Raw genomic sequence first — 21,779 nt, 5'->3', positions numbered from 1 at the left:
CTATCCTGCGTTAAAATCGACTTAGGATTTTACAACAATCCTTACGAAAATAGCCTTTGTTTAAATACTAGTAAGGGAACGATGAAAACAGTTCTCCAATTAGTTCCGCCGTCATTTTGCTTATCTCCTTTATGGTATAATACACTGACAATGAAGACTTGGAGGAAGTTGGGGAATGAAACCCATATCAGGTTCGCAGGAGTTGTTCAGGGGTGCAATGATTTTAACGGCAGCAGCCTTGATAACGAAAATTTTGAGTGCAATTTACCGTGTCCCATTTCAAAATATCGTCGGGGACATAGGTTTTTATATTTATCAGCAAGTTTATCCTTTCTATGGGATCTTGCTTATTCTTGCTACACAGGGATTTCCAGTAGTTATTTCAAAGTTATATAAAGAGACGCTAGCGTTAGGAGACCAATCTGGAGCCATAAGATTGTTATCCATTTCACTGTATTTGCTAACGTTTGTGGCACTTCTCCTTTTTTGCGTTTTTTTCTTCGGTGCTCAATGGATAGCCGTCATAATGGGGGATGAACAGTTAGCAGGATTGTTTCGTGTTATGGCCTTCCCATTCTTGCTTTTTCCGTTCACATCCGTGTTTAGGGGGTATTTTCAAGGTGCTGGGAATATGATCCCGACCGCAATTTCTCAGGTGGGGGAACAACTTGTTCGCGTCATGACCATTCTAATTCTTTCATACTTGTTCGTCCGTAATGGCTATTCTTTATATACAGCAGGAAGTGGCGCTGTGTTTGGTTCAGTGACAGGAGGAGTCATTGGATTCCTCATTCTAGGAACACTTTTCTTTCGATCGTCTAACGGTGTTCTTTTACATACCTATGAATTTAAAAAATTACGAACAGACTTTTGGCCGGTCTCAAAATCTCTGTTAGTTCAAGGATTTGCAGTAAGTGTGAGTGGCATGGTTTTAATCTTATTTCAGTTAGCAGATGCCCTCAATCTATTCAATCTTCTTTCTGCCACAAACTTGTCTCAAGAGGAGGCCAAGACTGCAAAAGGTGTTTTTGATCGTGGGCAGCCTTTAATCCAATTAGGAACTGTTGTGGCAACATCCATTGCTTTAACCGTTGTCCCAGCAATTACGGGAGTGAAAGATAAGAAGGTTGTCATTGAAAATATTCGAATTGCTCTAAAGTTAAGCATGTTGGTAGGGGCAGCAGCTGCAATTGGATTGGTGAGTATTATTGAACCAACGAATATTATGCTTTTTAAAAATAGTGAGGGAAGCCTCGTCCTTGGTTGGATCAGTTTATTAATTTTACCAGGTTCCGTTATTATTACATTGATTGGTATTCTTCAGGGAGTGAATCAGTTCCTTTACCCTGCGGTCATTGTTGCCTTTGGGTTTGGTTTAAAGTTCCTTTTGAATTACGTTCTGGTCCCTATAGGTGGAACAACAGGAGCGGCAATGGCTTCAATTATTGCTTCGCTTGCAATTATGATTGTTCTTATTATAAGAGTGAGAAAAACGGTGGGAGAGCGGCTGTTATCTACTAGTTTTCTATTGAAAACGTTGCTGGCTTCTGCTGTTATGGCTGGAGTGATATCTATTTATTTGCGTTTAACAGAGTTAATTGTTGTTTCCACTCTTCCGCTTCGATTGGTTGCCACCTTTCAAGCGTTAACCGCCGTAATGATCGGTGCGTTAGTGTATCTTGTTCTGGTTATGAAAACAAGATTATTGGGAGAAAAAGAACTTGAACTGCTTCCAATGGGGAGTAAGTTACTAGTCTTCATGCCAAAAAAGACAGGAGTCGATAAAAAGTGAAGAAAATTTTAGTGCTTGGTTTAGGAGCCGGTGATATTAACCAGATTCCATACGGGGTCTACAAACATTTAGTAGAAGCTGAGCATGTTTTTTTGCGAACAAAAGAACATCCAGTTGTTGCAGATCTTGAACGTGAAGGGATGAAGTTTACTTCGTTTGATTCTATATATGAAAAGCATAGCGATTTTCCTGCTGTTTATGAGGAGATTTGTGAAACACTCTTAGCGCAGGCAGAGAATGTTGATACAACTGTTTATGCTGTGCCAGGTCATCCATTAGTGGCTGAACGTACAGTACAACTCTTATTAGAGAAGGGACCTGAACGAGATGTTACAATTGAAGTTGGCGGAGGACAAAGTTTCTTAGATGCCATGTTCCAAGCGCTCAAAATTGATCCAATTGAAGGGTTCCAACTTGTTGATGGCACAGATTTATCTAAGGAAATGATGCATCTAAAAACACATACCATCATCGGACAAGTATATGATCGTTTTGTTGCCTCTGAGGTAAAGTTGAGTTTAATGGAAAAATTACCAGATGAGTATTCAATTGCTATTGTGACAGCAGCTGGTAGTAAAGAAGAGGAGATTATCTGGATCCCGTTATACGAATTGGATCACAAAGTAGAAGTGCATAACTTAACCTCTGTATATGTGCCACCAGTACAACAAGAACAAATCCTATACCGGGAGTTTAGTAAGCTTCGAGAGATTATTGCTGAGCTTAGAGGCCCTAATGGCTGCCCTTGGGATAAAAAACAAACGCATGTTTCGTTAAAAAAGTACTTAATTGAAGAAGCTTATGAATTGATTGAAGCAATCAATGAAGAAGATATTGATCATATGATTGAGGAACTTGGAGATGTTCTTCTACAGGTAATGCTGCATGCGCAAATTGGCGAAGATGATGGTTATTTTTCAATTGACGATATCATTGAGGGAATCTCAGCAAAAATGGTTCGTCGTCATCCCCATGTCTTTGGTGAAGTTGAAGCAGATAATGTCGAACAGGTTTTGCAAAATTGGGAGCAGATAAAACAAGAGGAAAAAGGAGGCAATATTCAAAAGTCACTTCTTGAAGGAGTGGGCAAAGGATTGCCGAACTTATTAAAAGCAGTTGAGTTGCAAAAGGAAGCAGCAAAGGTAGGTTTTGATTGGAAGGAAATAGGTCCTATTCTCGATAAAGTCAAGGAAGAGCTAAGAGAGTGGAATGAGGCAAAAGATAACCATGATTCAACTGAAATGGAACTTGAATTTGGAGACTTATTATTTGCTCTTGTTAATGTTGCAAGGCATTATAAAATTGACCCAGAAGAAGCCTTGTTTAAAACCAACGAAAAATTTAGTCGGCGTTTTCGTTATATAGAGGAAAAAGTGGCTCAAAATGATAAGCCATTCGCCGAATATTCACTTGAGGAACTGGATGCTTTTTGGGTAGAAGCAAAAAAACAAGGAAAATAGGTGAACTGTTGTGAGATTAGATAAATTTTTAAAGGTTTCAAGGTTAATAAAACGCAGGACAATGGCAAAGGAAATATCTGATCAGGGACGAATTTTGGTAAATGGCATAGCAGCAAAAGCTAGTACCAATGTTAAAGTAGGCGATGAGCTTACGATTCGTTTTGGACAAAAGCGTGTAACAGTGAAAATCGAGCAAATTGTTGAAACAACAAAGAAGGATGAAGCAGCAAATATGTATACAGTCGTGAAAGAAGAACGACTTTCCGAATCAGAGTAAAAGAGGCTTGTTCTATTTAGTTCCTCATAATCATACATATGTACAAACCGTGTATAACGCGATTGTGAGGGATGAAAATGAGCCAGTACTTTGAACCGAATCAACAAAAAAACAATGCTCCTGATCATGATGTCATCATGAGAGGGAGGCGAACACTGGAAATTTCAGGGGTAAAACAGGTAGAGAGCTTTGATAATGAGGAATTCTTGCTTGAAACGGTGATGGGGTTCCTCGCAATCAGAGGGCAAAACTTACAAATGAAAAACCTGGATGTTGATAAGGGAATTGTTTCGATTAAGGGAAGGGTCTTTGATTTAGTTTACCTAGATGACCAACATGGGGAGAAAGCTAAAGGGTTCTTTAGCAAGCTGTTCAGATGACACTGACAACCCAATTCCTTACCATGATTACCATGATTGGGATGGGCAGTCTCTTCGGTGCTTCGTTAGATACGTATAACCGTTTTCTTCAACGGCGCCGGAGAAAGAATTGGATTGTGTTCTTAAATGATGTTTTGTTTTGGATTCTCCAAGGGCTGTCCATCTTTTATGTTTTATTTATGGTAAATGAAGGTGAACTTCGATTTTATATTTTTTTAGCATTACTATGTGGATTTGCAGCCTATCAAAGCCTCTTAAAACGCGGGTATTTAAAATGTTTAGAGTGGGTCATCTCGCTGATGATTTCGACATATAAGATAACGGTTAATTTAATTCATAACCTTATCTATCGTCCACTCCGCTTTCTTTTATTATCAATTGTTTCTCTAGTCGTATTTACCGGCAAAGGACTATTCTTGCTATTGAAGATGATATTATCTATTGTTACTTGGATTCTTAAGGTAGTGTGGAAGCCGTTCGAGCTAATCTTTTCACTTCTTTGGAAACTTTTGCCGAAAAGGATTAAAAAAAACGTCGAGAAAATATATAATAAAATGGCAGGATTTACTCGTAAATTCAAGAAATACACAGTTAATATATTAAATAAGATAAAAACCATTATAAAAAGTAAAAAATAAGGGAGGACCGCGAGGAAATGAATGCCATCCGAAAACGGAAGATCGCCAAGATTGAAAATGAATATGTACAACAAAGTGAACAGGCTATGATTTTGGAGAAACGAAAACGAAAGATGCTATTCAGACGCCTCGCTGTCTTTTCTGTCTTTTTCTTGATTGTCTCCATTATAATGATTTCTACTTTTCTTTCTCGAACCTCAGCATTAGAGGAGAAATTAGCAGAGCGTGAGCAATTGGAACAACAATTAGCTAATTTAGAAAGAGAACAAAAACACTTAGAAGAAGAGATAGTCAAATTAAATGATGAAGAGTATATTGCGAAATTAGCAAGAAGAGACTACTTTCTTTCTCAAGAAGGCGAAATCATCTTTAATATCCCTGAAAAAGAGTAGGTAACCGTCCAAAAAGAGCAGTTATTGACACTCTTTTTCCTGCTTTTGTATAATATAAACTAAGTTTGATTTTTTAAAGTTTCACTTTATTTCTTTAAGGAGGATAAATCTTTTTATGTCAATCGAAGTAGGCAGCAAGTTGCAAGGGAAAGTAACAGGCATTACGAATTTCGGGGCATTTGTGGAGCTGCCGGGAGGATCAACAGGATTAGTTCATATCAGTGAGGTTGCAGATAACTATGTGAAGGACATTAACGACCACTTAAAAGTCGGTGACCAAGTTGAAGTGAAGGTTCTTAATGTTGAAAAGGATGGAAAGATTGGTTTATCAATTAAAAAAGCGGTTGACCGCCCAGAAAAACCAGCAAGATCAGAACGTTCTGATTCAAAGCCATATTCCCAGCGTCCTCGTCATGGTAGAACAAATGACCATCGTAATAGCCGCCCTGAAAATTTTGAAGCAAAAATGGCAAAGTTTTTAAAGGACAGTGAAGATCGTCTCTCTTCGCTTAAACGAAACACTGAATCCAAACGTGGTGGACGTGGAGCTAGAAGAGGGTAACTTGCTGCTGAATATTCTATATAGATGGAGCATTGAAAAGACAAGTCACGTTAGACTTGTCTTTTCATTTTACTCTAGAAATTATAATCATTAAGGAAAGTATCATAAGCAGCTCTAAATAAAAACAAAAGGCTACTTTTGTAAATATTGTTGTTAAAATCCTAAATCCGATTTTAACGCATAATTAGTCATATTGTGAGTCCATCCTAAGTTTACTGGCTCTTTTCTTCTGATTTAAAGTTGTACATTGAAAACATAGCTAATTCTTTTCTCTTTATCTAAAAGCAACAAAATCTGAGAAAAGGATCAAACAAAAAAAGACATAGAATCAATAGATTCTATGTCTTTTTTTGTAAGCGTACGGTCGCTTCCGCTTTTCTTATGATGACCCCTACGGGATTCGAACCCGTGTTACCGCCGTGAAAGGGCGGTGTCTTAACCGCTTGACCAAGGGGCCATAATTTTGATTTCGAAGCGCTCCAGTTCATACGTCGCTGAACAGTCGCCTTCGCATTTCTATAGCGGCGGAGGGGATCGAACCCCCGACCTTACGGGTATGAACCGTACGCTCTAGCCAGCTGAGCTACACCGCCAAAATATTCCTTGATAGGCACAAGTTATATAATACTGAGATTATATAAATCTGTCAATAAAAAATTGAAAGAATTTTGTCGTTGTTTTTTACAGAAACAGTCGAAAGAAAATAGCAGGTTTGTCCTTCTTTTTGACAAAATTTTGACAATCTCTTCTTTATAATTGAGGACAACTATCAAAATGCAAGGAGTGTATGGTATGCAAAATGTAGAAAGGACTGTGGTGAAGCCTGCAAGTGAAGCTAGTCTTGCCAAACCAAGACTTGTTTTTTCGGATATCTTAGTTAAACTTCAGACAGCAATCGAGAGCTTTTTCCTCAGAAAAGGATATATCTTTTTGATTATCGGTTTCCTCTTGGGACGTGCACTAATCTTAGCTAAGTTAACGCCGTTTAGCCTTCCCTTTTTTGCGGCTGTCTTTTTTATTCGAAGAGATCGTGCACCAATTGCCCTCCTTGGTCTCGTTGCGGGAGCTGCTACTCTATCATTGGGGGAGGCTGCTCTAACCTTTGGAACCATTCTTCTTTTCTTGGTTCTTTACCGCTTAACTGGTAAATGGGTGAAGAATGAACTGAAGGGGCTACCGGTATTGGTGTTTGTCACTATACTGACTATGGAAATGGTGCAGACGATTATAGTAGAAAGTGGATTGAGTGTTTATGGTGGTGCAATGGCAGGAATTGAAGCGGGACTTGGATTGATTCTTGCGTTTATTTTTTTTCAAGGTATTCCATTATTAACAGTTAACAAAAGAAAGCAAAGCATGAAAACAGAGGAAATTGTCTGCTTGATCATTATGTTGGCTTCGATTATGACTGGCACAATTGGTTGGACAGTTTATGGGATTTCAATTGAACATACATTCTCTCGTTATCTTGTTTTAGTCTTTTCTTTTGTTGCAGGTGCAACGGTAGGATCAACGGTCGGTGTAGTAACCGGATTAATTTTTAGCCTAGCGAATTTATCTAGCTTCTTTCATATGAGTTTACTAGCCTTTGCTGGTTTGCTCGGAGGACTTTTGAAAGAAGGCAAAAAATTTGGTGTTTCAGCAGGGTTGTTGGTGGCAACGTTGCTCATTGGTATGTACGGAGAAACAGGAACTGCTTTAAATCAAATGCTAATTGAGTCCGGTGTGGCAATCCTTCTGTTTCTATTAACGCCAATCTCGTTAACCTCAAGAGTGGCTAAATATATTCCAGGAACAGCAGAATATACTGCTGAACAGCAGCAATATATGCGGAAAATGCGTGATGTCACGGCGCGGCGAGTGGCTCAATTTTCTGATGTTTTCCAAGCTTTATCAAAGAGTTTTTCAACCATTGAAGAACAAACGGACCAAGAAGAGCCTGATCGGGATTTAGATTATTTCCTGAGCAATGTTACTGAAAAAACTTGTCAGACATGCTTTCGAAAGGATCATTGTTGGGCAAGGAACTTTAATACAACCTATGAATATATGAGCGATATTATGCATGAATTAGATCAAACAGGGGTAGTATCTCCACGGTTAGCTCGAGAGTGGGACAAGCATTGTACACGTTCGAAAAAGGTCAATGACATTATGCAGCAACAATTATCGTTTTATCAGGCCAATAGAAAACTAAAGAAACAAGTCCAAGAAAGTAGAAAACTAGTAGCAAATCAGTTGCTTGGTGTATCCGAGGTTATGGGCGACTTTGCCAAGGAAATCCAGCGTGAACGCGAAAATCACCATAAACAAGAAGAGCAAATTTTAAACGCGCTCCAGGAATTTGGAATCCATATCGAAAATGTGGAAATCTATAGCCTCGAGCAAGGAAATGTTGATATTGATATGACGATCCCTTACTGCGGTGGCCATGGTGAATGTGAAAAACTGATTGCACCGATGCTCTCTGATATTTTAGGAGAAACCATTCTCGTAAACTCCGAAGAATGCTCAACAATCCCAACCGGATTCTGTCATGTTACCTTTAGATCAGCGAAAGCTTATACCGTTATGACAGGGGTGGCTAATGCCGCTAAAGATGGTGATTTAGTCTCAGGAGATAGTTATTCCATGATTGAGCTAGGTGGTGGAAAATATGCGATTGCCATTAGTGATGGGATGGGGAACGGAGAGAGAGCACACTCAGAAAGTCAAGAAACATTAAAGCTTCTCCAACAAATCCTGCAATCAGGAATTGAAGAAAAAGTAGCAATTAAATCAGTGAATAGTATTCTATCATTGCGAACAACGGATGAAATCTTTTCAACCCTTGATTTAGCGATGATTGATTTACAGAATGCTTCCGCTCGCTTCTTAAAAATTGGTTCGACTCCGAGCTTTATCAAACGGGGAAATAAAATCTTGAAAGTACAAGCGAGTAACTTACCGATGGGAATATTACAAGACTTTGAAGTAGATGTTGTAAGTGAACAGTTAAAGGCAGGCGATTTGCTAATAATGATGAGTGATGGTGTCTTTGAAGGACCAAAGCATGTTGAAAATTATGATTTATGGATGAAACGAAAAATCAGTGAACTAGAGACCAATGACCCTCAAGCGATAGCGGATTTACTTATGGAAGAAGTAATTCGTTCCAGGTCAGGGATGATCGATGATGATATGACAGTTGTTGTAGCTCAAGTCAATCATAATATTCCAAAGTGGGCCTCAATTCCTGTACAACCAATGACGAAAGAGGCATAACGCTTATTTTATGTAGGTAAAGTATAATTTATCCGTGTCTCGTCGAAAATGGTAGTAAATTTTGCGCTACGAAGGGAGATTTTTCGATGAGAACGGGTACTTTGAAACAAATCCTGTTGATTACGGATGGTTGCTCCAACCAAGGGGAAGACCCAATCGCAATGGCAGCACTTGCTAGAGAGCAAGGAATGACCATCAATGTAATTGGAGTAATAGAGCAAGATGTTATTGATGATCAAGGATTAAAGGAAATCGAGGGAATTGCTTTAGCTGGTGGGGGAGTAAGTCAAATTGTATACTCTCAGCAACTATCGCAAACGGTTCAGATGGTTACGAGAAAAGCAATGACCCAAACTTTGCAAGGGGTTGTAAATAAGGAACTCCAACAAATTCTTGGAGGCTCGACTACATCAATGGAAGACTTGCCACCAGAAAAACGTGGCGAAATAATGGAAGTGGTTGATGAACTCGGAGAGACAGTCGAATTGGAAGTATTGGTTCTAGTTGATACAAGTGCAAGTATGAAACATAAACTGCCAACGGTAAAAGAAGCACTGCTTGACCTTAGCTTAAGCTTGAATGCACGTTCAGGATCGAACCGGTTTTCAGTCTTTGCATTTCCAGGGAAACGTAAAGAGGTCGAAAAGTTGTTAGATTGGACACCAAATTTAGAAACACTTTCTTCGATCTTTCCAAAGCTCACAACTGGTGGTATTACCCCTACAGGCCCGGCGATAAAGGAAGCAATGAGCTATTTTCAACAAAAACGTTCATTAAGGAGATTCCTTTCTAATGATGATGAACAATTCTTTGAAGAGTCTATCTAAAATACGCTCAGGGACGATCATTTCCGGCAAGTGGCATGGGAAACGATACACAATCATTAAAGAGCTTGGAGCGGGTGCGAATGGAGTTGTCTATTTAGTTCGAGCGAGTGATCGTCAAGCTGCTTTAAAGATAAGTGACAATCCATCTTCTATTACATCCGAAGTGAATGTTTTAAAGTCCTTTAACAAGGTCCAGGGATCTGCCCTTGGACCTTCTTTATTGGATGTTGATGATTGGAATCAAAATGGGCACCAATATAGTTTTTACGTGATGGAGTTTATAAAAGGGCCGGATTTTCTCTCATTTGTTCAACAGAAAGGTCCAGAGTGGTTGGAGGTGTTAGTGCTACAGTTGCTGTCTGATTTAGAAATTCTTCATCAGAATGGTTGGATATTCGGTGATTTGAAACCTGAAAATTTACTAGTAACAGGTCCTCCTGCTAGAATTCGTTGTATTGATGTCGGAGGAACTACACTAAACGGTCGTGCGATCAAAGAGTTTACCGAGTTTTATGATCGTGGCTATTGGGGAATGGGAAGTAGAAAGGCAGATGTAGGCTACGACTTATTTGCAGTTGCAATGATTATCATTAACACTGCATATCCTAAGCGCTTTAATAAAACAACTGGAGGAGAGTCTCAGTTGATGGAAATGGTGCGTCGAAAGCCTGAACTAAAACGGTTTGAACCGATGCTCAAAAAAGCTTTACTAGGAAAGTATGCTTCGGCGGCTGAAATGAAAAGTCATATGCTGGGTGCACTTCGTCCTAGTCAAAAGCAATCGGTGTCGTCTAGTACTCCAAAGTCGCGTACACAGTTACATCAGAAGAAATATCGAACCGCTGTTAGTAAGCCTAAAAAGAAAAGCCGTTTTTTAGAAACATTGCTACTCATTACGGCGGTCAGTATGATATACGTATTTTATCTTTATATTCAAGTGTTATAAAGGATGAAACTTTTTCGCGTTCTGTACGTATTAAAGGGATAGTTGATCAATAGAAGGAAGTAATGGGATGATAGAAAAAAAGGTTCAATACTTTTTAAAAAAACACGAATGTAATTTAACAAACAAATCTGTTGCTGTCGGGGTCTCTGGAGGTCCCGACTCCCTTGCCTTGTTGCACTTGCTTTGGAAGTATAAGCAAAAATTCCAAATGAATATCATGGCTATACATGTCGACCATATGTTTAGAGGAGAAGAATCTTATCAAGACGCTATGTTTGTTCATGAATTTTGTCAGGAGCGCGGGATTGCTTTTGAGATGACCCGAGCGAATGTCCCGCAGTATATGAAAAAGACAGGGAAAGGATCTCAACTAGCTGCACGTGAACTGAGATATGAATTTTATGCGGAGGTCATGAAAAAACATAGTATCCGGTATTTAGCCTTGGGGCATCATGCCGATGATCAAATCGAAACGATTTTAATGAGGCTTACACGTGGAAGTTCTGGTAAAGCAAGAGCGGGGATCCCATTTAAGCGGCCGTTTGCGAACGGTGAAATCATTCGCCCTTTTCTATGCTTAACAAAAAAAGAAATCGAGGATTATTGTCAATCTTATAAACTTCAGCCGAGGATTGATCCAAGTAATGCAAAAGAAATTTATAGTCGTAACCGATTCAGAAAAAACGTTCTTCCATTTTTAAAAAGTGAAAATCCCCATGTACATGAGCATTTTCAACGTTTTAGTGAAGAATTGGAAAGTGATGAACAGTATCTTACTGAATTAACTTTGGATAAAATGAATAAAGTAATGGAGAAAACCAATGGGAAAGTGACTCTTAATATTGCGGGTTTTCTCGAAATGCCAATGCCTTTACAAAGAAGAGGGATTAAACTAATATTAAACTATCTATATGAAGAACAACCTTCTTCTCTTTCCGCAATACATATTGAAAGCATTTTTTCAATGATTCAAAATCCTCATCCTTCCGGTTCGCTTGATTTTCCAAATGGGTTAAAGGTAGTCCGTTCATACGGGAACTGTACTTTTCATTCGAATCTGATTGAATCTGAGCCATACCATTTTGAATTGATTAGTCCAGGGGTCATTCAACTTCCTGGAGGTGGTTCAATAACGGCTAGATATGATTCTCCCGGATTAAGCGAAGATAAGACTTACGATTCCTTCTTGATTAATGTAGGAGAAACAGGATGGCCAATCATTATACGCTCAAGAAAAGCGGGTGATCGGATGTCATTAAAAGGGATGGCGGGAACAAAGAAGATAAAGGACATTTTTATTGATGAAAAGGTTCCTAAATCTGATAGGGACCGGTGGCCGGTCCTCACCGACCGAAATGGCACAATTTTATGGCTACCTGGTTTAAAAAAGTCTAGCCATTCAATTGAAAGTGCAAAAACCGGTGAGTTAATGCATCTAAGTATAAGCAATGATTTCTTCAGGGGGCACAGAAATAATGATGAAAAACGACATTGAAAAGGTATTAATTTCAGAGGAAGAATTACAAGAAAAAACGAAAGAATTAGCAGCAGGCTTAACAGAGGAATATAAAGACCGCTTCCCACTTGCGATTGGGGTTTTAAAGGGCGCAATGCCATTCATGAGTGATTTGTTGAAGCGAATGGACACTTACTTGGAAATGGATTTCATGGATGTTTCTAGTTACGGTAATTCAACTGTTTCATCGGGAGAGGTTAAAATTCTAAAGGATTTGGATACTTCTGTTGAAGGAAGAGATATTCTTATCATTGAAGATATTATTGATAGTGGACTAACTTTAAGTTATTTGGTGGAACTATTCCGTTATCGTAAGGCAAAATCCATTAAGATTGTGACACTTTTAGACAAACCATCAGGACGTAAAGTTGACCTTCAGGCTGATTATGTAGGATTTATCGTTCCAGATGAATTTGTTGTAGGTTATGGTTTGGATTACGCAGAAAAGTACCGTAATTTACCATATATTGGAGTGCTGAAACCTGAAGTTTATTCAACGAAGACAGAGTAGGAATTGGCTAAAACACTTACGTCTAACAAGGGTAATTCCTTGTGTAGCAATAATTTTATGTGATAATATTTAGTATAGTCTGTTGATTCGTGGGAGGAGGTAAGGGATGAATCGGATTTTCCGGAATACCATCTTTTATTTATTAATATTTTTAGTAATCATCGGTGTTGTCAGTTTCTTCAATGGAAGCAATCAACCTACACAACCAATTGCTTATCATGAATTTATTGATAACCTTGAGAACGGCCAAGTTGAGTCACTTACCATACAGCCTGAACGTGGCGTTTATGAGGTAAGAGGACAAATGAAAGGTGCCGAGGAAAACGAGTCGTTTATCACGTATGTTTGGAATAGCGAGGCACAGTTGGCAGAAATACGGGCCGTCGCTGAAACGGTTAATGTAGAAGTACTCCCGGCAAAAGAAACGAGCGGCTGGGTTACATTCTTAACGTCCATCATTCCGTTCGTAATCATCTTTATTTTATTCTTCTTCTTACTAAACCAAGCTCAAGGCGGCGGAAGTCGTGTTATGAACTTTGGGAAAAGTAAAGCGAAGCTCTATAATGATGAGAAGAAAAAAGTTCGCTTTAAGGATGTAGCGGGAGCGGATGAAGAAAAGCAAGAGCTTGTTGAAGTGGTAGAGTTCTTAAAAGATCCACGTAAATTTGCTGAATTAGGTGCAAGAATTCCAAAAGGAATTTTATTGGTTGGACCTCCTGGTACAGGGAAAACATTGCTTGCTCGTGCTGTAGCCGGGGAAGCTGGAGTTCCTTTTTTCTCAATCAGTGGTTCAGACTTCGTAGAAATGTTTGTTGGGGTCGGTGCGTCCCGTGTTCGTGATTTATTTGAAAATGCGAAGAAGAATGCACCATGTATTATTTTTATTGATGAAATTGACGCTGTTGGTCGTCAACGTGGAGCTGGGCTAGGCGGTGGACACGATGAACGTGAACAAACGTTGAACCAATTGCTTGTTGAAATGGATGGTTTTGGTGCAAACGAGGGAATTATCATCGTTGCGGCAACAAACCGCCCAGACATTTTAGACCCTGCATTATTACGTCCAGGGCGTTTTGACCGTCAAATTACCGTTGACCGTCCAGATGTAAACGGACGTGAAGCAGTTCTTAAAGTGCATGCTCGTAATAAACCGCTTGCGGATTCAGTCAATATGAAAGCAATTGCTCAAAGAACTCCAGGCTTCTCTGGAGCAGATCTTGAGAACTTATTGAACGAAGCAGCATTGGTTGCGGCTCGCCAAAATAAGAAGAAAATTGAAATGGAAGACATTGATGAAGCAACAGACCGCGTTATCGCTGGTCCTGCAAAGAAAACACGTGTCATTTCCAAGAAAGAACGAAATATTGTTGCCTTCCACGAGAGTGGACATACCGTTATTGGTTTGATCTTAGACGATGCAGATATCGTTCATAAGGTAACCATTGTACCGCGAGGTCAGGCTGGTGGGTACGCCGTAATGATGCCAAGAGAAGATCGTTACTTCATGACAAAACCAGAGCTTCTTGATAAGATTGTTGGGCTCCTTGGTGGTCGCGTTGCCGAAGAAATTGTCTTTGGTGAGGTAAGTACAGGAGCTCATAATGACTTCCAGCGTGCAACAAACATTGCAAGAAAAATGGTGACTGAATATGGAATGAGCGATAAGCTTGGACCACTTCAGTTCGGTCAGGCACAAGGCGGCCAAGTGTTCCTTGGACGTGATATTCACAATGAGCAAAATTATTCTGATGCCATTGCGTATGAAATAGATTTGGAAATTCAACGCATTATTAAAGAAAGCTATGCTCGTGCAAAACAAATCCTTACAGATAATCGCGATAAGCTTGATATTATTGCTAAAACATTGCTTGAAGTTGAAACACTTGATGCAGAGCAAATTCGACATTTAGCGGACCATGGAAAACTTCCTGATCGCAGCTCTACTCCTGTTGACACTGGAGATGATGACATGAAGGTCAACATCAACAAGAAGAAGGAAGAGAGCGGAGAAGAAGCACCATCAACAACTGAAGCGAAAACTTCTGAAGAGGAAAAGAATACTGACGAAAAACCGAAAGAGTAATATATGAAGGCGCCCTTGCTTTATAGGGCGTCTTTTTCTTTTAGGGTATAAAAAGTTATGGTATGATGTTTGCAGGTTTTACAGTTCGAAAAAATTTCATTAATAAAGTGGTGAGAAATATGATTTTTGTCATTGACGTTGGAAATACAAATATTGTTTTAGGTGTATATGACCAAGATGAATTGAAGTATCACTGGAGAATAGAAACGAACCGCCATAAAAGTGAAGATGAATATGGGATGTCTGTAAAGGCATTATTTGATCATGTGGATCTTAAGGCTACAGATATTGATGGGATTATTATATCCTCGGTTGTTCCCCCGATCATGTTTGCTTTAGAGCGAATGTGTCAAAAATATTTTCATATTAAACCTTTTGTTGTAGGACCTGGGATAAAAACAGGGTTAAACATTAAATATGAAAATCCACGTGAAGTAGGGGCGGATCGAATTGTTAATGCTGTTGCGGCCATCCATGAGTATGGAAGCCCGTTAATTATCGTCGATTTCGGAACTGCTACTACTTATTGTTATATAAATGAGCAAAAGCAATATATGGGTGGAGCGATTGCGCCTGGAATTGGAATCTCTACAGAAGCGCTGTATACGAAAGCGGCTAAATTACCGAGAATTGAAATTGCTCGTCCGGATGGGGTGATTGGGAAGAATACAGTTGCAGCGATGCAGGCTGGAATATTATTCGGCTATGTAGGACAAGTAGAGGGAATCGTTAAACGGATGAAAGCAATCAGCCCTGTCGCTCCAACTGTTATTGCAACTGGAGGACTAGCGAGCCTGATTGCCGACGAATCAACGGTAATCGATGTGGTAGATCCTTATTTAACGTTAAAGGGACTAAGATTGATTTATAAACGCAATCAAGATACTGCAAAAGGGTAGGCTAATAGTGACAACTAGAAAGGAGTTAACAGAATGAATGATTATTTAGTAAAAGCGCTTGCTTTTAATGGACAAGTTAGGGCTTATGCGGTAAAGAGCACAGATACAGTGGGAGAAGCGCAGCGTCGCCATTATACTTGGCCGGTTGCTTCTGCTGCATTAGGGCGGACGATCTCTGCTGGTGTCATGATGGGAGCAATGTTAAAAGGAGAAGAAAATTTAACGATTAAGGTAGAAGGTGGCGGACCGATTGGTTTAATCCTTGTCGACAGTGATGCGAAAGGACATGTTCGAGGATACGTTTCGAATCCACATGTTCACTTTGATTTAAATGAACATGGCAAACTGGACGTACGGAGAGCAGTTGGAACCGAAGGGTTGCTATCTGTTGTGAAAGATATTGGTCTTCGTGACTATTTTACAGGACAGGTACCAATCGTTTCTGGAGAGTTAGGGGAAGACTTTACTTATTATTTTGCTACTTCGGAACAAGTCCCTTCTTCCGTTGGAGTCGGCGTACTAGTCAATCCAGATAATAGTATTAAAGCGGCTGGAGGTTTTATTATTCAGCTAATGCCTGGAGCGGAAGATGAAACGATCACAATGATTGAAAATCGCCTTAATACTGTCCCACCAGTTTCAAAGCTAATCGACAGAGGTCTTTCTCCTGAAGAGTTGCTAAAAGAAGTACTTGGTGAAGAAAATGTCAACATTCTGGAGACGTTACCTGTAGCATTCACATGCAAGTGTTCGAAGGAACGGTTTGAAAATGCAATTGTTGGCCTTGGAGAAGAAGAAATTACAGCAATGATTGAAGAAGATGGGCAGGCAGAAGCACAGTGCCATTTCTGTAACGAAAAGTATCTATATACGCGAGAAGAGTTAGAGGAACTTAGAAAAGAAGCAAAATAGGCGGAAATCTGGGGGAACAGAAATTGGAGAACAAACAACTTAAACTGGTTGTTTTGGCCCTAGCTGTCTTATATGTCTTCACCGTTATTTTTTTCCTTACTTCTAATTGGAAAGCGAATAAAGAGAGCGTGGCAACCATTGCGGGTGAGGAGATTACAAGGCAAGAGTGGCTAAGTGAACTTGAGACAAGATATGGGGAAGAAACACTCCGCGACATGATCAATGCAAAGGTGATTGAAACATTAGCGAAAGAATATAAAATTAAAATACCTAAAAAAACTCTTGAACAAGAAATAACAATGTTTAAGCAATTGTATGGTACTCAAGGATATCAGTTAAGTAATCAAGAACTAGAAAAACAGGTTAAACTTAGCTTGCTGCTTGAGGAGATTTTAACCAAAGACGTTGTTGTATCCAAACAAGAAATGGAGTCATATTATCATGAGAACCGTGATTTCTACGAATTTCCTAGTTCCTATCATTTGTCACAGATTATTGTCAGCACATTAGAAGAAGCTGAAAAGACAATCACGGAGTTAGAGGACGGTTCCAATTTCGCAGCGTTAGCCATGGAACGGTCGATAGATGAGTTTTCAGCGAACCGTGGTGGAGATATAGGTGTCATCCGTGAAGATGATGAAGTCATCGGACCACTTACCGATACCGCAAAAGAAATGGACCCAGGCACGTGGTCTGATCCTATTCAGGTTAATGATGGCTACGCTGTAATCTATCTACATGAGAAAATAGCAGCAAAGACGTACACGTTTGAAGAAGTAAAAGATCAGATTCGCAGGCAATTAGCTTTAGAGCAAACAGATGTTCCTGTGTCGGCTCAAACTTTCTGGAGTGAGGCAGAAGTGGAGTGGTTTTATGGGAACGAGAGAAATCGTTAATATAAATGAAAGAGAGGCATAGACCAAAAGGTTTATGTCTTTTTTCATTTTTTTTACATAAATTACAGCCAAAGTGATTGACAATAAGTTTGACTATTGGTAAATTTTAATTAAACCAATAAAAATACTCGGAATAAAGAGAGGGATTCAAATGGCTCGAATTGCTAATTCAGTAACAGAATTGATAGGTCAAACCCCAATTGTTAAGTTGAATGGTTTTACAAATGAAAATAGTGCCGATGTTTATCTTAAGTTAGAGTATATGAATCCAGGAAGCAGTGTAAAAGATCGTATTGCACTAGCAATGATTGAAGCAGCTGAAGAAAGTGGCGATTTAAAAGCGGGAGATACCATTATTGAACCTACAAGTGGAAACACTGGTATTGGTCTTGCGATGGTAGCTGCAGCAAAAGGTTATAAAGCAATTTTGGTTATGCCAGAAACAATGAGCATGGAGCGCCGCAATCTATTAAGAGCTTATGGCGCAGAACTTGTGTTAACGCCAGGACCAGATGGAATGAAAGGGGCAATTAGCAAAGCAGAATCATTAGCGCAGGAAAATGGCTATTTTATGCCACAACAATTCAAGAACTTTGCTAATCCAACTGTTCATGAACGCACTACAGGGCCGGAAATCGTTGAACAAATGGGTGACCAATTAGACGCATTTGTTTCAGGAATTGGTACTGGAGGAACCATTACTGGTGCAGGAAAAGTTCTACGTGAAAATTACAAGGATATTAAAATTGTAGCAGTTGAACCAACGGATTCCCCTGTATTATCAGGTGGAAAGCCAGGTCCGCATAAAATCCAGGGAATTGGAGCAGGTTTTGTACCGGATGTCTTAGATACTCAAATCTATGATGAAATCATTCAAGTTCAAAATGAACAAGCTTTTGAATATGCGCGACGTGCAGCAAAAGAAGCTGGTGTTCTTGGAGGAATCTCTTCAGGAGCAGCAATATATGCAGCTGTCCAAATGGCTGAGAAACTCGGAAAAGGGAAAAAGGTTTTGGCAATTATCCCAAGTAATGGCGAGCGCTACTTGAGTACGCCATTGTTCCAATTTGACTAAATCAATAAACCAAAAGAGGCAGGCTACCAGCTGAGCCTCTTTTTTGTTAGCTTGATTTGAAATTGAATAGGGTGCGAGTGCTAACTTTCGTTATTATAATGAGAATGCGGTAGTGGAAATATAGCTATATCCATATATGTTGAATCTCCATAGTGAAAAAGTTGGAAGAGCTCTCGTTGAACAAATGAAAGTTAGTGTTACATCCTGTATGATGGTAGGGGATAAAAAAGAAACTAAACGAAAATGCATTATGGCAGCTAGGAGGACGAAATGGACCAAACACTAGGAATTATTCAGGCGGGAGCTTATCAATTGAATTATCAGCAAAAGACTTTAATCATGGGAATTTTAAATGTAACTCCTGACTCGTTTTCTGATGGAGGGAAATATACACAAGTTGAGGCAGCGGTGAAGCGTGCCCAGCAAATGGTTGAAGAAGGTGCCGATATTATTGATATTGGGGGAGAATCAACTAGGCCTGGGTATAAGAAAATATCGGATGAGGAAGAAATTGAACGGGTTGCACCAATCATTGAAGCGATTAGCCAAAATGTTGAAGTGGCCATTTCAGTAGACACTTATAAATCGGAAGTAGCAAAACATGCTTTAGAAGCAGGTGCTCATATTATTAATGACATATGGGGGGTGAAAGCAGACCCTAATATGGCAAAAGTTGCTGCTAAATATGATGTCCCAATTATTCTTCAGCATAATCGTGATAATACGGACTACCGTGTTTTTATGCGTGATGTGTATAGTGACTTATTTAAGAGTATTGGATTAGCTAAAATCGCTGGTGTAAAGCCTGAGAAAATGATTCTAGACCCAGGAATAGGGTTTGCAAAATCCCATGAACAAAATCTTGAAACGATGAGGAATCTCGAGACGATTGTACAACTTGGGTATCCGGTTCTTCTTGGAACCTCAAGAAAATCGATGATTGGACAAGTTCTTGATTTGCCTGTCCATGAGCGGTTAGAAGGGACGGGCGCCACTGTTTGTTACGGGATTCAAAAGGGAGTTCAAATGGTACGTGTCCATGATGTTAAAGAAATGGCACGAATGGCGAAAATGATGGATGCCTTAATGGGAAAGGAACAAAAAAATGGATAAAATACAACTTAACAAAATGGAATTTTACGGTTACCATGGGGTTTTTCCAGAAGAAACAAAGCTTGGACAGCGCTTTGCGGTTGACCTTACAGTAGAACTGGACCTATCTATTGCTGGGAAAAGTGATCGGTTAGAGGATTCAATAAATTATGCAGAGCTATATAAACTTTGTAAGGAAGTCGTTGAAGGTGAGCCATTCAAATTAGTAGAGGCTGTAGCTGAAAACATTGCCGCTAAAGCCTTAGAAAGGTTCAATATGATTGCACTATGCCATGTAAAGGTGATTAAGCCGGACCCACCTATACCTGGTCACTATCATTCTGTTGCAGTTGAAATCACAAGGGGTCGATAAGTGTGGAGAATACAGCATATATTGCAGTTGGTTCAAATATCGGGGACCGCTATCATTACCTGATGAGTGGAATTGACCAACTTGATCAGCATGAGAAGGTAAAGGTGGTAAATACTTCTTCCGTTTACGAGACAGATCCGGTTGGCTATACCGAACAAGATCTGTTTTTAAACATGGTTATTGAGATAAAAACAGATTTAGATCCATTTGAGTTGCTTGACGTATTGCTAAATATTGAATTGAAACTTGGGAGAAAAAGGGAAATAGTGTGGGGGCCACGGACATTAGACCTTGACATTCTTTTGTATAATCAAGAAAATATAGAATCAGAGAAGTTAATCGTTCCACATCCAAGGATGACGGAACGGGCTTTTGTGATGGTTCCGTTACTAGAGTTAGATTCACATATAAAGTTTCCAGGGATGGGGGAGTTAGATTCCGTTCCCGATAGAGAAGGAGTCCGAATATGGAAGCAGAAAAATGGGGAAGACGTATTCGCGCTTTTCGGAAGTTAAAAGGTTTTACTCAGGAAAGCTTCGCTAAAGAACTTGGTGTCTCTGTATCCGTGCTTGGAGAAGTAGAGCGAGGGAATCGTTTACCGGATGAAGGGTTTAAGAATCAAGTTGCTTCAATACTTAATATTAGTGTGGATGAACTAGCTCCACCTGACGAGGATAGGGAATAATCGTTAACAGGAGGTAGAAATGCTCAAAATTGGTGATGTTCAAATTGACAACCCTGTCGTTCTTGCACCGATGGCTGGGGTGTGTAACTCTGCGTTCAGACTAACTGTTAAAGAGTTTGGCGCGGGGCTTGTATGCGCAGAGATGGTTAGTGATAAAGGGATCGTATTTAAAAATGATAGAACAATGGACATGTTATATATTGATGATCGTGAATACCCGCTAAGCTTGCAAATCTTTGGTGGGAAGAAAGAAACGCTTGTTGAAGCTGCTCGTTTTGTTGATAAAAACACAAATGCAGCGATTATTGATATTAATATGGGGTGTCCTGTTCCTAAAATCACCAAATGTGATGCAGGGGCTAAATGGTTGCTAGATCCAAACAAAATCTACGATATGGTGGCAGCGGTTGTAGATGCAGTCGATAAACCAGTAACTGTTAAAATGCGTATGGGTTGGGATGAAAACCATATCTATGCTGTGAAAAATGCACAAGCGGTTGAACGCGCAGGCGGCAGTGCGGTCGCTCTTCATGGCCGAACGCGCGTGCAAATGTATGAAGGCACAGCAAACTGGGATATCATTCGTGAAGTGAAACAATCCATTAATATCCCGCTTATCGGGAACGGGGACGTTATGACGCCTCAAGATGCAAAAAGAATGTTAGATGAAACAGGTGTTGACGGGGTTATGATTGGACGTGCAGCTTTAGGAAACCCGTGGATGATTTATCGAACAGTTAAGTATTTAGAGACGGGTGAATTAATGGGTGAACCGTCTGTGCGTGAAAAAATCGATGTGTGCCTTCTTCATCTAGATCGCCTAATCGCGCTTAAGAATGAAAATATTGCAGTTCGAGAAATGCGAAAGCATGCAGCTTGGTATCTAAAAGGAATTCGCGGCAACGCAAAAGTTCGTAATGGGGTAAATGAATGCGAAACCCGCGACCAGCTTGTAACGTTATTAACGAACTATGTTGATGAAGTAGAAGCAAAGATGGAAGAACCAGAGTCAAAAGCTGTGTAATTTGACTTTTAAATTAAGTTTCCATATAATGCATGTGTTAAAGACAAGAGGGGCTGTCTGATAAGTCCCTAAATTAAAGCACGTGGAGAAAAACGAGATGTTTTTCCCAACGTGCTTTTGTATTTTTTTGGTTTTTTCCTGAAAGTAGCTGGCGGATGCCTGCTACTTTCAGGAT

22 protein-coding genes and 2 tRNA genes are annotated in these 21,779 nt (G+C 39.7%); 22 read left to right on the top strand and 2 right to left on the bottom strand.

From position 1 onward, the window contains the following. The first annotated feature begins 175 nt into the window (after nucleotides 1–175). The 7 genes from M3182_RS23090 to M3182_RS23060 all read left to right on the top strand — a co-directional run bounded on the left by M3182_RS23090 (nucleotide 176) and on the right by M3182_RS23060 (nucleotide 5,501). Complete coding sequence (locus tag M3182_RS23090) at nucleotides 176–1,792, top strand: putative polysaccharide biosynthesis protein (RefSeq protein WP_251436070.1); 1,617 nt, start codon at nucleotides 176–178, stop codon at nucleotides 1,790–1,792. Then, nucleotides 1,789–3,252 (top strand): bifunctional methyltransferase/pyrophosphohydrolase YabN, encoded by a 1,464-nt coding sequence (yabN, locus tag M3182_RS23085; RefSeq protein ID WP_251436068.1) that lies wholly within the window; start codon nucleotides 1,789–1,791, stop codon nucleotides 3,250–3,252. Before M3182_RS23090 ends, yabN begins: the two co-directional genes overlap by 4 nt. Before the next feature lie 10 nt (nucleotides 3,253–3,262). Next, nucleotides 3,263–3,529 (top strand): RNA-binding S4 domain-containing protein, encoded by a 267-nt coding sequence (locus tag M3182_RS23080; RefSeq protein ID WP_251436066.1) that lies wholly within the window; start codon nucleotides 3,263–3,265, stop codon nucleotides 3,527–3,529. A gap of 77 nt (nucleotides 3,530–3,606) precedes the next feature. Beyond that, the gene (yabP, locus tag M3182_RS23075) at nucleotides 3,607–3,909 is read left to right on the top strand and encodes a sporulation protein YabP (protein ID WP_251436064.1); all 303 of its coding nucleotides are present in this window, start codon (nucleotides 3,607–3,609) and stop codon (nucleotides 3,907–3,909) included. Further along, nucleotides 3,906–4,547: a spore cortex biosynthesis protein YabQ gene (gene yabQ, locus M3182_RS23070; RefSeq protein ID WP_251436062.1), complete on the top strand. Its 642-nt coding sequence runs from the start codon at nucleotides 3,906–3,908 to the stop codon at nucleotides 4,545–4,547. The genes yabP and yabQ overlap by 4 nt, the downstream gene beginning before the upstream one ends. Before the next feature lie 17 nt (nucleotides 4,548–4,564). After that, complete coding sequence (locus tag M3182_RS23065; RefSeq protein WP_251436060.1) at nucleotides 4,565–4,939, top strand: FtsB family cell division protein; 375 nt, start codon at nucleotides 4,565–4,567, stop codon at nucleotides 4,937–4,939. A gap of 115 nt (nucleotides 4,940–5,054) precedes the next feature. Beyond that, on the top strand, nucleotides 5,055–5,501 hold the full coding sequence (locus M3182_RS23060) for a S1 domain-containing RNA-binding protein (protein ID WP_251436058.1): 447 nt from the start codon (nucleotides 5,055–5,057) through the stop codon (nucleotides 5,499–5,501). Nucleotides 5,502–5,886: 385 nt separating this feature from the next. On the opposite strand, the gene M3182_RS23055 is transcribed toward M3182_RS23060, so the two are convergent. Both M3182_RS23055 and M3182_RS23050 read right to left on the bottom strand, forming a co-directional pair. Beyond that, nucleotides 5,887–5,958, bottom strand: a tRNA-Glu gene (locus tag M3182_RS23055). A 62-nt stretch (nucleotides 5,959–6,020) separates the two neighbouring features. Beyond that, a tRNA-Met gene (locus M3182_RS23050) sits at nucleotides 6,021–6,094 on the bottom strand. A gap of 199 nt (nucleotides 6,095–6,293) precedes the next feature. Here M3182_RS23050 and spoIIE point away from each other — a divergent pair. The 15 genes from spoIIE (at nucleotide 6,294) to dusB (ending at nucleotide 21,604) form a co-directional block, all read left to right on the top strand. Then, on the top strand, nucleotides 6,294–8,765 hold the full coding sequence (gene spoIIE, locus M3182_RS23045) for a stage II sporulation protein E (protein WP_251436056.1): 2,472 nt from the start codon (nucleotides 6,294–6,296) through the stop codon (nucleotides 8,763–8,765). 86 nt (nucleotides 8,766–8,851) lie between these two features. Beyond that, the gene (locus tag M3182_RS23040) at nucleotides 8,852–9,592 is read left to right on the top strand and encodes a VWA domain-containing protein (RefSeq protein WP_251436053.1); all 741 of its coding nucleotides are present in this window, start codon (nucleotides 8,852–8,854) and stop codon (nucleotides 9,590–9,592) included. Continuing rightward, nucleotides 9,561–10,538 carry a serine/threonine protein kinase PrkT gene (gene prkT / locus M3182_RS23035; RefSeq protein ID WP_251560288.1) on the top strand — a complete coding sequence of 326 codons (978 nt, stop codon included), beginning with the start codon at nucleotides 9,561–9,563 and terminating at the stop codon, nucleotides 10,536–10,538. Before M3182_RS23040 ends, prkT begins: the two co-directional genes overlap by 32 nt. 67 nt (nucleotides 10,539–10,605) lie before the next feature. Beyond that, nucleotides 10,606–12,033, top strand: coding sequence for a tRNA lysidine(34) synthetase TilS (gene tilS, locus M3182_RS23030; protein WP_251560276.1), 1,428 nt, complete (start codon nucleotides 10,606–10,608; stop codon nucleotides 12,031–12,033). Further along, nucleotides 12,017–12,565 carry a hypoxanthine phosphoribosyltransferase gene (gene hpt, locus M3182_RS23025; RefSeq protein ID WP_251436139.1) on the top strand — a complete coding sequence of 183 codons (549 nt, stop codon included), beginning with the start codon at nucleotides 12,017–12,019 and terminating at the stop codon, nucleotides 12,563–12,565. Before tilS ends, hpt begins: the two co-directional genes overlap by 17 nt. Nucleotides 12,566–12,671: 106 nt before the next feature. Next, a complete protein-coding gene (gene ftsH / locus M3182_RS23020) occupies nucleotides 12,672–14,648 on the top strand; it encodes an ATP-dependent zinc metalloprotease FtsH (protein ID WP_251560274.1) in 1,977 nt (658 codons plus the stop codon). A 119-nt stretch (nucleotides 14,649–14,767) separates the two neighbouring features. Next, entirely contained in the window at nucleotides 14,768–15,547 is a 780-nt protein-coding gene (locus M3182_RS23015; protein ID WP_251436045.1) for a type III pantothenate kinase, read from the top strand. 33 nt (nucleotides 15,548–15,580) lie between these two features. After that, nucleotides 15,581–16,459 (top strand): Hsp33 family molecular chaperone HslO, encoded by an 879-nt coding sequence (gene hslO / locus M3182_RS23010; protein ID WP_251436043.1) that lies wholly within the window; start codon nucleotides 15,581–15,583, stop codon nucleotides 16,457–16,459. A gap of 23 nt (nucleotides 16,460–16,482) precedes the next feature. Continuing rightward, nucleotides 16,483–17,355 carry a peptidyl-prolyl cis-trans isomerase gene (locus M3182_RS23005; RefSeq protein ID WP_251436040.1) on the top strand — a complete coding sequence of 291 codons (873 nt, stop codon included), beginning with the start codon at nucleotides 16,483–16,485 and terminating at the stop codon, nucleotides 17,353–17,355. Nucleotides 17,356–17,506: 151 nt separating this feature from the next. Further along, nucleotides 17,507–18,430, top strand: coding sequence for a cysteine synthase A (gene cysK / locus M3182_RS23000; protein WP_251436038.1), 924 nt, complete (start codon nucleotides 17,507–17,509; stop codon nucleotides 18,428–18,430). A gap of 270 nt (nucleotides 18,431–18,700) precedes the next feature. Beyond that, nucleotides 18,701–19,543 carry a dihydropteroate synthase gene (gene folP, locus M3182_RS22995; RefSeq protein WP_251436035.1) on the top strand — a complete coding sequence of 281 codons (843 nt, stop codon included), beginning with the start codon at nucleotides 18,701–18,703 and terminating at the stop codon, nucleotides 19,541–19,543. Beyond that, nucleotides 19,536–19,895: a dihydroneopterin aldolase gene (gene folB / locus M3182_RS22990; protein WP_251436031.1), complete on the top strand. Its 360-nt coding sequence runs from the start codon at nucleotides 19,536–19,538 to the stop codon at nucleotides 19,893–19,895. The genes folP and folB overlap by 8 nt, the downstream gene beginning before the upstream one ends. Nucleotides 19,896–19,897: 2 nt before the next feature. Then, complete coding sequence (folK, locus tag M3182_RS22985; RefSeq protein ID WP_251436028.1) at nucleotides 19,898–20,410, top strand: 2-amino-4-hydroxy-6-hydroxymethyldihydropteridine diphosphokinase; 513 nt, start codon at nucleotides 19,898–19,900, stop codon at nucleotides 20,408–20,410. Beyond that, complete coding sequence (locus M3182_RS22980) at nucleotides 20,362–20,580, top strand: helix-turn-helix domain-containing protein (protein WP_251436025.1); 219 nt, start codon at nucleotides 20,362–20,364, stop codon at nucleotides 20,578–20,580. Before folK ends, M3182_RS22980 begins: the two co-directional genes overlap by 49 nt. A gap of 19 nt (nucleotides 20,581–20,599) precedes the next feature. Then, nucleotides 20,600–21,604, top strand: a complete 1,005-nt coding sequence (dusB, locus tag M3182_RS22975; RefSeq protein WP_251436023.1) for a tRNA dihydrouridine synthase DusB — start codon at nucleotides 20,600–20,602, stop codon at nucleotides 21,602–21,604. Nucleotides 21,605–21,779: the final 175 nt, after the last annotated feature.

The organism is Mesobacillus maritimus, from assembly GCF_023715205.1.
GTDB lineage: Bacteria > Bacillota > Bacilli > Bacillales > Cytobacillaceae > Mesobacillus_B > Mesobacillus_B maritimus_C.
The sequence above is the reverse complement of the archived record's forward strand: the minus strand, read 5'-3'. Positions and strand labels throughout refer to the sequence as shown.